Source organism: Archangium sp. (genome assembly GCF_057119385.1).
In genome coordinates this window covers 1-13242 of the sequence record NZ_DBNGVP010000052.1, presented here as the reverse complement: position 1 = coordinate 13242, position 13242 = coordinate 1, and the positions used below count along the sequence as shown (strand labels likewise).

Annotated in this window: 9 protein-coding genes; 8 read left to right on the top strand and 1 reads right to left on the bottom strand. The window is 71.9% G+C overall.

Features of this window, described 5'->3' with window-relative positions; all coding sequences use genetic code 11:
• Position 1: 1 nt before the first annotated feature.
• The 5 genes from AC16DP_RS11790 (at position 2) to AC16DP_RS11770 (ending at position 8608) form a co-directional block, all read left to right on the top strand.
• The gene (locus tag AC16DP_RS11790; protein ID WP_329728326.1) at positions 2-2395 is read left to right on the top strand and encodes a hypothetical protein; all 2394 of its coding nucleotides are present in this window, start codon (positions 2-4) and stop codon (positions 2393-2395) included.
• Positions 2392-5184: a DUF1998 domain-containing protein gene (locus AC16DP_RS11785; protein WP_329728325.1), complete on the top strand. Its 2793-nt coding sequence runs from the start codon at positions 2392-2394 to the stop codon at positions 5182-5184. Before AC16DP_RS11790 ends, AC16DP_RS11785 begins: the two co-directional genes overlap by 4 nt.
• Positions 5185-5199: 15 nt before the next feature.
• Positions 5200-6696, top strand: a complete 1497-nt coding sequence (locus tag AC16DP_RS11780) for a serine/threonine-protein kinase (RefSeq protein WP_329728324.1) — start codon at positions 5200-5202, stop codon at positions 6694-6696.
• A gap of 18 nt (positions 6697-6714) precedes the next feature.
• Complete coding sequence (locus AC16DP_RS11775; RefSeq protein ID WP_329728323.1) at positions 6715-7986, top strand: serine/threonine-protein kinase; 1272 nt, start codon at positions 6715-6717, stop codon at positions 7984-7986.
• Positions 7987-8143: 157 nt separating this feature from the next.
• On the top strand, positions 8144-8608 hold the full coding sequence (locus tag AC16DP_RS11770) for a hypothetical protein (protein ID WP_329728322.1): 465 nt from the start codon (positions 8144-8146) through the stop codon (positions 8606-8608).
• A gap of 10 nt (positions 8609-8618) precedes the next feature.
• On the opposite strand, the gene AC16DP_RS11765 is transcribed toward AC16DP_RS11770, so the two are convergent.
• A complete protein-coding gene (locus tag AC16DP_RS11765; RefSeq protein ID WP_329728321.1) occupies positions 8619-10025 on the bottom strand; it encodes a pyridoxal phosphate-dependent decarboxylase family protein in 1407 nt (468 codons plus the stop codon).
• 89 nt (positions 10026-10114) lie between these two features.
• On the opposite strand from AC16DP_RS11765, the gene AC16DP_RS11760 reads away from it, so the two are divergent.
• The 3 genes from AC16DP_RS11760 to AC16DP_RS11750 all read left to right on the top strand — a co-directional run bounded on the left by AC16DP_RS11760 (position 10115) and on the right by AC16DP_RS11750 (position 13071).
• Positions 10115-11230 (top strand): acyl-CoA dehydrogenase family protein, encoded by a 1116-nt coding sequence (locus AC16DP_RS11760; RefSeq protein WP_329728320.1) that lies wholly within the window; start codon positions 10115-10117, stop codon positions 11228-11230.
• A gap of 91 nt (positions 11231-11321) precedes the next feature.
• On the top strand, positions 11322-12104 hold the full coding sequence (locus AC16DP_RS11755; protein ID WP_329728319.1) for a hypothetical protein: 783 nt from the start codon (positions 11322-11324) through the stop codon (positions 12102-12104).
• 154 nt (positions 12105-12258) lie between these two features.
• Positions 12259-13071, top strand: coding sequence for an alpha/beta fold hydrolase (locus AC16DP_RS11750; RefSeq protein WP_329728318.1), 813 nt, complete (start codon positions 12259-12261; stop codon positions 13069-13071).
• Positions 13072-13242: the final 171 nt, after the last annotated feature.

The following is a 13242-nucleotide window of genomic DNA, read 5'->3' as shown; positions in this document are numbered from 1 at the left end:
CTTGGACGCCGCCGTCTCGTACCCCACCGTCCTGGTCGGACTGGGGCGCTTCGGCCAGGAGGTCATCGGCCGCACGCTCCAGTCCCTGGAGGCCTCTTCGCCCCTGTTGGGCGTGCTGCGCTGCGAGCCCTCGGGTGTGGCCGCCGGGCTCCAGCCCCTGCTGGAGGAGTTGCTGCGTGCGGGCCGTGGCTCGGGCGAGCGGCGCGACCAGCGGCTGGATGTGATCGCCTTCGGCGCCGCGCTGCAGGGCGCTGACGAGGACCTGCTCACCGCGTGCGAGCAGGCCGCGCGGCTGCTCGCCGAGGGCTACGGCACCATGTTCCCGCCGGACCGGCCGCCGGAGCAGCGCACCGCCACGTTGCACCTCGTGGTGCAGGTGCCGGCGCTGTCGAGCCCCCGCGCCTCCGTGGTGTTCGCGCGGCTGGCCGCCCTGGAGAGCTGGGCCCGGGCCCGTCCCGTGTTCCCCCTGCTGGCCCGCATCTGGGTCGTGTCCCAGCAGACCGCCGCCGGCACCCTCTCCTCTGAGGAGATGGTGTCCACCTGCGCCTCCTTCGCGCTCGGCATGGTGGCCTCGGGGCTGCGCACCGAGGACGAGGTGTCCCGCCGCATGGCCCACCCGGCCCGTGACGAGGGCCTCGTGAGCTTCGTCTCGCTGGCCTCCGTGGAGCTGCCCGAGTCCCGCCTGCGCACCTATGCCGCCGCCCGCGCCGCGTATGACGGGCTCGGTGTGCTGGTGGAGCGCGTGCAGCAGCCCGGGACCGATGCCACGCTCGCCATGGGCGCCGTGTCCGCGCTCCAGCACGAGCGTTGGTTGGCCCCCTTCGTCGAGGGACAGGCCGCGCAGCTCTCCCGGCGCCTCGCCGCCGAGCTGTCCCGCTCGCCGGTGGATCTGCCCGCGGAGATCCGCGTGGGCCCGCTCGATACGCCCGAGGAGATCCGCGCCAACCACTCCGGGCTCTTCAAGCCGGCCTCGGTGGAGACCTCGCCCACCACGGTGGACCAGGCCCGCACCGACGAGACCTTCCGTGCGCTCGACCGCGCCGAGGCAGAAGTGGCCACCTCGGTGGAGCAGGGCATCCAGGCGGTGTTCGATGCGTCGCTCGGGCCCTCGTCGGGCCTGTCCCAGTTGCCTTCCGTCGAGCAGGGGCTCAAGCGCGTCATCGCGCAGCTCCACGACGAGCAGGCCCAGGAGGACGCGACCCTGCGGAAGCTGGACCCGTCCCAGCCCGCGGGCCCGCCGGTGGACCCGCACCGCGAGGAGCTGGAGCAGGCCCTGCTGGAGCTGCCCTCGAAGCGGATGGCGCTGGCGGCCGCGGCGGCGCTCGCGCTGGCCGTGCTGCTGGGAGTCTCCTTCTTCACGCTGTCCCTGATGACTCCGGCCGCGCCCCCGGGCAGTGCCACGCTCTCGAGTCCCCAGCTGTCGACGACGGCCCCTCCGCCCACCACGGGCTTCGACTGGCGCGAGGCCCTGCCGTGGATTCTCGGCGTGCTCGCCGCGGCAGGCGCTGGAGCCGGGTGGCTCTACTTCGTGGGCAACCACACCCGGAAGGAAGTGCGCCGCGTGCTGAAGCTCCGGCGTGACGCGCTGGAGTCGCTGGTCAGCCGGGGCGGGGGAGGGCGGCGCGCGAAACAGGCGGAGTTGCAGCTCGTGGTGCGCCGCAAGCGCGCCCGCCGGGGTGCCATCCTCGCGCTGGAGAACGCCGTGGCCCGGCTGCACGCCGTCCGTCACGCGCTGCTGGAGGCGAGGGATCGCAAGCGTCAGGAGTTGCTGGCGCTCGGGGTGACTCCGGCCGCCGAGGCCCGGTTGGACGACCTGGGGCCGTTGCTTGGCGCGGGCGGGTTGCTGCATGGCTCGCTCGTGCCTCCGGAGGTCATCAGCCGGTGGATTGCTTCCCGGCGGGAGATTTCCGAGGACCGCGTCTGGGCGGACCGTCTGCTCGAGGGCGCCTGGCCCGAGGGCGGCCTGCTCGAGGACGTGCCGTGCGGCGATCCCGAGCGCATCGCCGAGCTGAGCCGGCGTCAGGTGAAGCCGATGGCCGAGCGCAGCGTCATGGATGATCAAGAGGCGGGCGTGCAGGCCGCGGACGTGCTGCGTGACTTCGGCTCGCGGATGGGGGCGGTGCTCGCTCCGCCGTGCCAGCCGCTGAACGCGCATGGAGATCCGGTGCTCGGCGTCCGTCCCGGCGAGGGCTTCGTCATCGCTCCGTCGGCGGGGCGCGACACGCTCGATGCCGGGCTCCGGGACATGCCCACGCGGCTGCCCATCCTGTGGTCTCCCTCCAAGGCCGCGCGCGTCATCTTCCTGCGCACCTGGGAGGGCATCACCGTGGAAGAGATGTCGCGGGGGGCTCGCGCCACCCCGCAGTCCGTGGCGGTTCCGCGAGGTGCGCGATGACGCTGCAACTCCCGCATCTGTCGCAGCAGCTGACGACGGCCCTCTACCTGCTGGTCTGGCTGCTGTTGCTCGGCACGCCCGTGCTGGCCTGGGCCCTGGCCGCGCTCGTGGTCGGCCCGGGTCCCAACTCGCGCTGGCGCCGCGCCGCCCTTCCCGTGGGCAAGGCCGTTCTCGTCACCCTGGCCCTGGTGCTCCTCACCCGTCTGGTCGAGGCCGCCAGTGCCTCCATGCAGGGCGGGCCGCTCGGTTGGCTGCATGCGCTCACGGCGCTGCCCCAGAGCACGACTCCCGGCGTGCCCCAGGTGGTGTTCACCTGGTTCCCCCTGGACGCCGTCCTGCTGCTGGCGCTGCCCCATGCCGCCGCCTTCCTCGTGGCGACGCTGGTGTTCGCGTTCCAGGAGGCGGGCCACAAGAGCCTCTCGTCCTTCCGCGTGCCGCTCGCGGATCCGCTGGCGCTCGTCCTGGTGGCGGTGCCGGTGCTGGCCCTCATCGCGGTGGATGCGCCGTGGCGGCAGGACAAGCCCCGCGCGCTGCTCGACCTGGCCGCCGTGCTGCCCATGCTGTCCGTGGCGCTCGCGGTGTGGACGCGCTCCGAGCGTCTCGCGCCTCCGCCCGCCAAGGAGGAGGCTCCCCAACCCCAGATGCCCGCGCCACTGCGCGCGGACGTCCCGGGCATGTGGCGGAAGCTGGGCGCCCTCGACTCCCAGGCGCGTCCGCTGCTCGCGACGCCGGGCACGAACAACCCGGAGCCGGCTCCCGCCTGGAGCGCCGCCGCGTGGCGGGACGCGGGCGCCACCGGGGCTCCGCCTCGGGCGCTGGAGGAACTCGCCAACGCGTGGGGCTCGCCCAACCAGGGCTGGCTCGTGGGCGACCTGCCGGACCCGACGGAGCGCTACTTCCTCATCTCGTGCGTGATGCTGGCGCTCCAGCGCGAGGGCCTGCCGTGCATCGTCGTCAGCGACGAGCCGGAGGCGCTGCGCGACGCGGTGCTGGAGGCCATCGCGCGCAGTGGCTCGTGGCCCTCGGGGCCGCTGCTGGCCGGCGAGGCGGCGATGCGCGAGGCCTTCGCGGGCAACCGCATGCCGGCCGCCGTCTTCCTGGACGTGGAGCAGCTGTCCGCCGGGGGCATCCGCGCGCTCTCCGAGACGCGGGGCGGCTGTGGCCGGCTGTGGGCCCTCTCGGTGGGGCTGGTGCTGTTGTCGCGCGTGGACCGGGGGACGCCGCTGGCCTCCACGCACCGCATGTTCACCCTGCGGCGGCTGGAGCTGGCGCTGTCGGCGGCCGGGGCGCGCTGGAGCGTGCTGGCCACGGGCGTGGGCGGCGGGGGCACGCGGGGACTGGTGGAGCAGATGTTCCCCGGCATCTCCGTGCGCGAGGTGCCCTTCACGCCGCGCTCCACGGCGCCCGTGCGCGTGTGGCGCGTGGTCGAGGGTTTCCGTTCCCAGCCCGGCACGCCGTGGGTGCGCCGGGCCCTGGAGCCGGTGGTGGGGGCGAAGCTGCCCGCCGCGGTGGGAGACCCGGGCGGGGCGTTCGACCTCAAGGCCGTGGACTTCTGGGGCGGCGAGCTGCGCTTCGTCCGCGACGTGTCCCTCTTCGGCGTGGCCTCGGTGGGCACGCTGGACGAGGCGTGGCTGGTGGCCGCGTACCGGGCGCTCCCCCACCGGGTGCCGCTGGCGGACGGGCAGACGCATGACGCGCTGTGGGGCCTCGCCGACAACCCGGTGACGCGCTTCCTCACGCGCGATGGCAACCTGGACGGGCTGTCGCGCCACGGCATGTTGATGCCGCCGCGGGCGCTCGTGGGCTACCACAACGGCGCGCTGGCCACGGCCCACCTCAAGGCCGCCATGCAGGAGGGCTCGCAGGACGTGGAGTCCCTGGCCGCCGTCTTCGGCCGCTCGCGCGTGGAGCAACTGCTGGGGCCGAAGTTCCGTCCCGAGCGCCACGTGGTGCGGCTGGCCGCGGGCCGTCCGGCCGTGCGCAGCCCCGTCGTCCCGGCGGGCCTCGCCGAGGCCGTCAATCCGCTGCGGCGCACCGTCAGCGAGCAGGTGGTGCGCATCCTCGACGTGCACAGTGGCCAGCTGCTCACCGAGGTGGACCGGCTGCTGGTGGAGACGCGCTACTACCCGGGCCGGGTGTTCGCCGTGGGCGACTCGCGTTACGAGGTGCCCCTGCACTCGCTGGACACCAAGCGCAACGAGCTGCGCGTCAAGCCGGTGCCCAACGACAGGCCCCTCACGAAGCCGCAGCTGCGCATCCAGTTCGAGTCCGCCACCGTGGTGGAGTCTCCCCAGACGGTGCGCACCGGGCGCTGCGTGTACCAGGTGTGCACCCTGGAGGCGACGGTGGTGGAGAGCGTCACCGGCTACTCGCAATTGGGGCGGCCGGGCCGGGTGGACGTGGGCGCGGTGAGCTGCCGGTACCGCACGCGCGTGCGCGGTGTCTTCTTCCCCGCGGCCACCACGCCCCAGGTGCTCGTCCACCTGGCGCGCTCGGCGGACGGGGTGCTGGTGGCGCACCTGCTCTCCAATGACGAGGACATGGACGTGGTGCCGGTGGGGCCGGGCATGTTCCCGGACGCCCCGGCCGGCATCGTGGTGGTGGACCGGCACCTCCAGGGCATGGGCGTGGCCGAGGCGCTGGACCTGGCCCTCATCGACGACACGTTCAAGTGGGTCCGCGCCATCCTGGCCAACTGCAAGTGCCCCAACGGGTGTCTCGAGTGCACGCCCCAGGACGTGCTCGCGTCCGGTCCCGACAAGTCGGGCGTGCTCGGGTTGCTGGGATAGGCGGATGCAATCGCCATGGCGGGTGAGCGTATGAGTGATGACATGAACCTCCTCCAGCCGGGAACGCAGCTGGATGGCCGCTACGAGGTGGTCCGGCTGCTCGGTCAGGGCGGCATGGCCTCCGTGTACGAGGTGCGCCACCTCGGGCTGCACAGCACGCACGCCCTGAAGGTGCTCAACGCGGACCTGGCTCTCAATGACGACATCCGCGGGCGCTTCCTCGCCGAGGGCCGCATCCAGGCGCGCCTGCGCCATCCGCACATCGTCCAGGTGACGGAGATCGTCACCACCCCGGTGGCGGGCCTCGTCATGGACTACATCGAGGGCCCCACGCTCGGTGACTTCTGCCGCGGCCAGGGGCTGGAGCCCCGGGTGCTCCTGGAGGTCTTCCTGCCCGTGCTGGACGCCATGGAGGTGGCCCACAAGCGGGGCGTCGTCCACCGCGATCTCAAGCCGGACAACATCATCATCGGCAAGGACAGCCGGGGCCGGCTCCAGCCCATGGTGACGGACTTCGGCATCGCCAAGCTGGTGGAGGAGGGTCCGGGCGGCAAGGCGCGCACCCAGGCCGGCGCCCGCATGGGCACGTTGCTGTACATGAGCCCGGAGCAGATCCGCGGGGCTGGCGAGGTGGACGCGCGCACCGACATCTTCTCGCTCGGCGCCATCCTCTACGAGGCCGCCACCGGGAAGGTCGCCTTCCACGCGGCGAGCGACTTCGACACGATGAAGAGCATCGTGGAGGGCACCTACGAGCCTCCCGAGCGCGTCGTGGGCGGCATGCACCCCGTCATCGCCGGCTGCATCCGCAAGGCGCTGGCCGTGGACCCCGCCGAGCGCTTCCAGGACTGTGCCGCCTTCCGCGAGGCCCTGGAGCACGCCTTCGAGGCCGGTGCGCAGGCGCCCCAGAAGCCGTCCCGCTCCTACGCGGTGACGCAGGCGCAGCTCCCTCCGGCGAGGACTCCGGAGCCGGAAGCCCTCGCGCCGACCTACGTGCCGAACACCGGCCGCTTTCCGACGGACGACCGCGCTCCGAATACCGGGCGGTTCCCGAAGGCAGATACCCCTCCGTACCCTCCGAATACCGGGCGGTTCCCGAAGGCCGATACCCCTCCGTACCCTCCGCCGCCGGCTCCGGCGCCGGTGGCTCCTGCCCCGGTGGCTCCTGCTCCGGTGCGGAGTGCTCCGGTCACCACCGTCCGCGTGAGTCACAGGCAGGTGGTGCAGGACTCCTCGCCGGCGGCCATGGCCCGGGCCGAGGGCTCACCCGCCGTGGCCGTGCTGCTGAACCTGTTCTGCCTGTCCGGCGGAGGGCAGATCTACAACGGGCAGACGGCCAAGGGAGTGCTCGGCCTCATCGGGTCACTGTTCGTCATCAAGGGCATCATTTCCGGAGGGTCTGCGGGAGCCTGCTTCTGGCTCATCTGGTACGGCGCGTTCATCGTGGACGGGTACAAGATCGCCGCCAGGCGCCAGCGGGGGTGGCACGTGGGCCCCTGGGAGCTCTTCTAGCTGGAGTAGAGTCGCGTCATGTTGAGCCCGGGGAATGTGGTCGAGCGCTATGAGGTGGAGCGCGAGCTGGGCGGCGGCGGGATGGCGCGCGTCTACAAGGTGCGCCACGTGGCCCTGGGCAGCGTCCATGCGCTCAAGGTGCTGGACCCCGAGCTGGTGGGCAACGCGGAGCTGCGCGCCCGCTTCCTGGACGAGGGCCGCATCCAGGCGCGGCTGCGGCACCCGAACATCCTGGTCATCACGGACGTGGTCGTGGCGCCCGGCGTCGCGGGCCTCGTCATGGACTACCTGGAGGGCGAGTCGCTCGACAAGTACCTGGCCAGCGCGAAGCAGCCTCCGAGCCCGGACGAGGTGCGTGACATCTTCCGGCAGGTGCTCGCGGCCATGGCGTTCGCGCACCAGCACGGCGTCATCCACCGGGATCTCAAGCCCTCCAACATCTTCCTGGAGCAGGTGCACGGCCGGCGGGTGGTGCGGGTGCTCGACTTCGGCATCGCCAAGGTGTCCGACACGCTGTCCGAGGGCGAGGGCCGGCCGGTGGCGCGCAAGGGCTCGCGCATGGGCACGCCGCAGTACATGAGCCCGGAGCAGATCCGCTCGGCCGAGGAGGTCACCGTCCGCTCGGACATCTTCTCGCTCGGTGTCACCCTCTACGAGCTGGCCACCGCGCAGCCGTGTTTCCAGGGCGAGAGCGACCTCTCCATCATGGAGAAGATCACCCGGGGGGAGTTCGTGTCCCCGGAGGTGGTGCACCCGGGCCTCGAGCCGGGGCTCCGCGCGGCCATCCTCCGGGCGATGGCCCTGGAGCCGGAGCGGCGCTTCGCCTCATGCGGGGAGTTCGCCGCCGCGCTGGAGGAGAAGGTTCCGGCTCCGCGAGTCCACGAGCTCGATGGGACCGAGCCCACGTTCGTGCCCAGGCCCGCCGCGGCCATCGAGAGACCCAGGCCCACTCCCGTCCAGGTGCCCGCCGCCCGTGTCGTGGAGGCCCGTCCGGCTCCCGCCCCTGTCCGCCTCGCCGAGCCGAAGCCCGCGGCCCCCATCGAGAAGCGGGCTCCGAAGCTCGCGAAGAAGCCCGCGCCTCCACCCGTGGAGGAAGCCGAGGCGGAGGAGGAGGCTCCACCGCGCGGCAAGCCCTGGCGCTGGGTGTTGCTCTTCGCGCTCGCGGGACTGGTGGCCCTGTTCGGCTCGGCGCTCATCGGAATGCTCACCGGGGGCTCCGCGCAGTCCACGCCGAGGAGTGGCGCTCCGGTGACGCGGCCCGGTGGCTCGTCGGGCACCCGCTCCCGCTGAGCGGAAGACACCGTAACGCACCGGACCCCGCTCCCCCTTCCAGGGCACCGCTTCATTTCGGACAGAACCCGCGAGGGACGGGACATCCGGCGGCTCGTGCGCACAGCCTCACTGGCACAATGCGCGGCGGTGGGAGACGCACGAGGAGAGCGCTGTCATGGGCGGGTCGCGCCATTTCGCTTCGATTGATGACTCGCACTGGCCGCTGCTCATCTCCCGTATCGTGGGGGAGATGTCGAACCCGGAGTTCGACGACTACCTCGCTCGCTCCACCCGCTCCATGGATCGCGGACAGCCGCACGTCCTCGTCGTGGACCTGAGCCAGGCCGCGGGCATGTCGCCCGAGCAGCGCAAACGGTTCGAGCAGTGGTCGCGGGATCATGACGAGGCCATGCGACGGACGGTGGTCGGTGCCGCCTACATCGCCCCCACCGCGGTGGTTCGCCTGGCGCTGAGCGTGCTCCTCCATGTGTGGCGGCCGCCCTATCCCTACGTCATCGTGGCCCGGGAGCAGCAGGCGTTCGAGTGGGCCCTCAAGCGGCTGGAGGACGTGGGACTGCACGCACCCGCCAGCCGCCTCCGGCGCGAACTGGGGCTGCTCTCCCAACCTCGTGCCGGTTAGTCCCGTCCCCTCACGCGCCCTGCAACTCCTTCGCGGTGGCGAGCACCTCCGCCACCACCGTCCGCACGTCCTCCGCCGTGGTGCGGTGGTTCACGAAGCAGGCGCGCAGGGCGAAGCGCCCCGACAGCGTGGCGTTGGAGAGGTAGACGCGGCCGCGTGCGTTGAGGCGCGCCATCAGCCGGGTGTTGAAGGCGTCGCGCGCGGGCTCGGCCAGGCCCGCGACGTAGCGGAAGCACACCGCGCTCAGCGGCACGGGCGCGAGCAGCTCCAGCTTCGGTTCCGCCCGCACCAGCTCCGCCAGCCGCGAGGCGTTCTCCAGGTCCTCGCGGATGGCCTCCCGGAAGGCGCGCAGCCCGTGGTAGCGCACCGAGAGCCACGGCTTGAGCGCACGCGCGCGGCGGGACAGCTCCAGGGACTCGTCGAAGAAGGCGAAGCCCTCCACGCTGTCCGAGCTCATCGTGCGCACGTAGTCGCCGGAGAAGGAGAAGGCACGGCGCGCGGCGGCGGCCTCCCGGTAGAGCAGCACCCCGCAGTCCACCGGCTGATACAGCCACTTGTGCGCGTCCATGGAGAGCGAGTCCGCCAGGGCGAGGCCCTCGAAGTGCTCGGGGACGGCCAGGGCCGCCAGCGCGCCGAAGGCGCCGTCCACGTGCATCCACAGCCCATGCCGCCGGGCGATGGCCGCCACGTCCTTCAGGGGATCCACCGCGCCGGTGTTGACGGTGCCCGCGGTGGCGACGACGGCCAGCGGGCGCCTGCCGGCGGCCACGTCCCCGGTGATGGCTTGCTCGAGGGCGTCGGGGCGCATCCGCCACCCGGCGTCCGTGGGGATGAGGCGCAGGTTGCGGCGTCCCAGGCCGAGCAGTGCCAGGGCCTTGGGGATGGACATGTGGACTTCCGTGGAGGCGTACACCACCCCCGAGGGCGAGCCCTCCTCGTTCGCGGGGGCCTTCGCCTCGCGCGCCATCGTCAACCCCATGAGGTTGGCCGAGGAGCCTCCACCCGTCAGGCTCCCGGTGAAGCCGTGGCAGCCCACCGCGGCCGCCAGTCCCCGCACCACCGCGCGCTCCATGCTCACCATGGTGGGGGACGAGCGCCACGCGGTGACGTTCTGGTTCATCACGCTCGCGAGGTAGTCCCCGAGCGCGCCCACCGGCTCGCCCGAGCCGAGCACGTACCCGAGAAAGCGCGCGTTGCCCGCGCGGGTCCCGGCCATCACCGCCCCCAGTGCGTCGAGCGCCCTGTCCTTCATGCCTTCCTCGGGCAACCCCTCGGCGAAGAGGGCCTCGGTATCACTCCCCGTGAGGGCGGGAGCGATGGTGCGTGCATCCAGCTCCGCGAGCCACTGCTCGGCGAGGGTGGAGACACGGAGGGCCAGGCGCCGGAAGTCGTCGGTCGTCAGCTCGAGCGAAATCATGGGGTGGTCTCTTAGCAGATTGTCCCTTGCCCTCCGGGGGCAGCGGGTTGTTACCCTCGGCGCCCCTTCATCTCCGAGGATCCGGACCCATGCACTCCGTCGAGAGCATCATTTCCGAAGTCATCGAGCCCAAGGCCATGGAGGTGGACCGCTACGGTGTCTATCCCCGTGCGGCGATGGACGCGCTGGGCAAGGCGGGCCTGCTTGGGCTGCTCAGCGCGAGGGAGGTGGGGGGACAAGGCCAGGGGCTCCGGGCGGCGGCCACGCTGGTGGAGCAGGTGGGGACGGCGTGTGGCTCCAGCGGCATGGTGCTGTGCATGCACTTCTGTGGCGCGGCGGTCATCGAGCAGCACGGGCCGCGAGACATCCGCGAGGCCATCGCGGCGGGGCGCCACGTGACGACGCTGGCCCTGTCGGAGGCGGGCTCGCGCAGTCACTTCTGGGCGCCGGTGAGCACCGCCCTCGCCGTGCCGGAGGAGGGCACCGTCCGGCTGGACGCGGAGAAGAGCTGGGCCACCTCCGCGGGCCAGGCCGACAGCTACGTCTGGTCGAGCAAGCCGGTGGAGGCCCGGGGCATGAGCACGCTCTGGCTGGTCCTGGGCAACGCTCCCGGGCTGTCGTTCCCCGTGGCGTTCGACGGAATGGGCCTGCGGGGCAACTCCTCCAGCCCCATCGTGGCCCGGGACGTGCGGGTGCCCCGCTCGGCGATGCTCGGCAAGGACGGAGGCGGGTTCGACATCATGATGGGCAACGTGCTGCCCCACTTCCAGGTGCTGGGCTCCGCCTGCTACCTGGGCATCATGGAAGCCGCCACGCGCAAGGCGGCGGCGCACGTGACGAAGACGCGGCTGCTCCACACCGGGCAGTCCCTGGCGGACCTCGCCACCATCCGGGCCTACCTGGCGCGCATGCGCATGAAGACGGACATGGTGCGCGGGCTGATTCGCGACACGCTGGACGCCCTCGAGTCCAAGCGCGAGGACGCGCAGCTGCGGGTGCTCGAGGTGAAGGCCGCCGTGGGCGAGCTGGCCCCCGAGGTGACCGAGTTGGGCATGCGCGTGTGTGGTGGCGCGGCGTACCGCAAGGAGGTGGGCATCGAGCGGCACTTCCGCGACGCCCACGCCGTCACCGTGATGTCGCCCACCACGGATCTGCTCTACGACTTCATCGGCAAGGCAATGACCGGAATGCCACTCTTCGATTGAGACCGGGGGACATGTCCCGTGGCCGCCTGTCTCTTCTCTCCCGCCCCCGAGCGCCTTGGTTTGTCTCGGGGAATACGGGGGAGGGGGACGGATGGTGGGGTTTTCGACGGCGCTGCTCGCGACGGTGCTCGCGAGCCTGGCGCCGGTGGTTCCGGTGAGCGGTGGAAACGCGCTCACCCTGCCGGCTCAACGACACGCGGTGCGCATCGACACGGGAAGCGGGCGGCCGCCTACCTGGTTGTTCGCCGTGCAGCAGGAAGGCGCGGAGGGCCGGGGGTTGTCGTTCTTCCGCTCGGACGATGGGGGGCGCACGTTCCGTTTCGCCGCGGCGATCCAACCGGACGCCAGCCACGCGGACCGGGCGGAGGTGCTCGCGGTGGGCCGGGACGTGGCCCTCGTCTACTCATACGAGGCGCCGAAGCTGGCGGCCTCGCGCCGGCACGACGTGTACTTCCACCTCGCCCTCGCGCTGCCCTCGCGCTGTGCCGACTGTCAGGTGCAGGCGCGGCTGCAGGCCTTCGGGGTGGACGAGGCGGGCCTCGTGGTGCGTGCCGAGGGGGATGCACGCTATGCGCTCGTGCTGTTGCCGCGGGGGCGCATCCAGTTGCGCCGCTACCGGGGCGGCGGCTTCACGGTGCTCGGCGAGGCCGCCAGTGGCCAGGCGTCTCCGAGGGATGCCGCGACGCTCTCCCTGTCCGTGTGGGGCGCGGGCCCGGTGCGGCTCTCGGCCTCGGTGGACGGGCAGGTCCGCCTCTCGGTGACGGACGCGGACCCGGCCGCGCTCACGGGCGAGGGGGACGCGGGGCTCGCCACACCCATCGCGGGAGTCTGGTTCGACGACTTCCTGGTGCGCGCGCTGGGCACGGGGCCATAGCCCTCCCGGCCGGGTGTTGGGTGACGGACGGACAAACCCCGGACGGAGGTGCTCTACCCTGCAATCCGCGTTTCCTGCGATAGTTGCGACAAGTGGGCGAACGCGGGGTGCTGGCAGGATGGACGCTCACCAACTCGATGGGAGTGTGAGCGTCATGGGCCAGGCCATCCGGAAGCGCAACAACGTGCAGGTGCTCGGCAGTGGCCGGGACACCCTCATCTTCTCCCACGGCTTCGGCTCCGAGCAGAGCGCCTGGCGCCACCAGGTGGCGGCGTTCCAGGAGCGCTACCGCATCATCCTCTTCGACCATGTGGGGTGCGGCGGGTCCGACTTCAACGCCTACGATCCGCGGCGCTACAGCGGCGTCCACGCCTACGCCGAGGATCTGCTGGAGCTGTGTGGGGAGCTGAAGCTCTCCGACGCCATCTTCGTGGGCCACTCCTTCAGTGGAATGGTGGGCGTGCTGGCGGCGCTGGTGGAGCCGCGGCGCTTCCGCCAGCTCGTCTTCGTCAAGTCGACGCCCCGGGTCCTGGATGATCCGGAGTCGGGCTACGTGGGGGGCTTCACCCGGGCGGAGCTGGACGCGTTCTTCGACGCCATGGACTCCAGCTACCAGTCCTGGGCGAGCGGCTTCGCGCCCCTGGCCATGGGCAACCCCGAGCGGCCCGAGCTGGGCCAGGAGTTCGCCCGCACGCTGTCCTCCATGCGGCCGGACATCGCGCTGGCCTTCGCGAGGATGGTCTTCCAGTACGACCACCGGTTGGATCTGCCGCGGCTGAAGGTGCCCACGCTCATCATCCACTCCGGGGAGGATCTCGCCGTGCCCAACCAGGTGGGCGAGTACATGGCGAGGCGCATTCCGCTCGCGCGGATGATGACGATTCCCGCGCGCGGGCACCTGCCGCACCTGAGCGCGCCCGAGGCGGTGAACCGGGCCATCGACAACTACCTCCACACGGCCGCATGAAGCCGGGGCTGTCCCGGGCGCGGTCCCGGAGAAGTTGTCCAGCTGTTGGAGTGCGCCAGGCGAAGCCTGGGTGAGGAGGAAGCGATGTAGGAGCGGAAACTTCACGAAGGGACCCTGCGGGTTCAAACCCCGCCCGGCAAAGGAGGCCGCCAGCCGGAAGCGAGTCTTGCG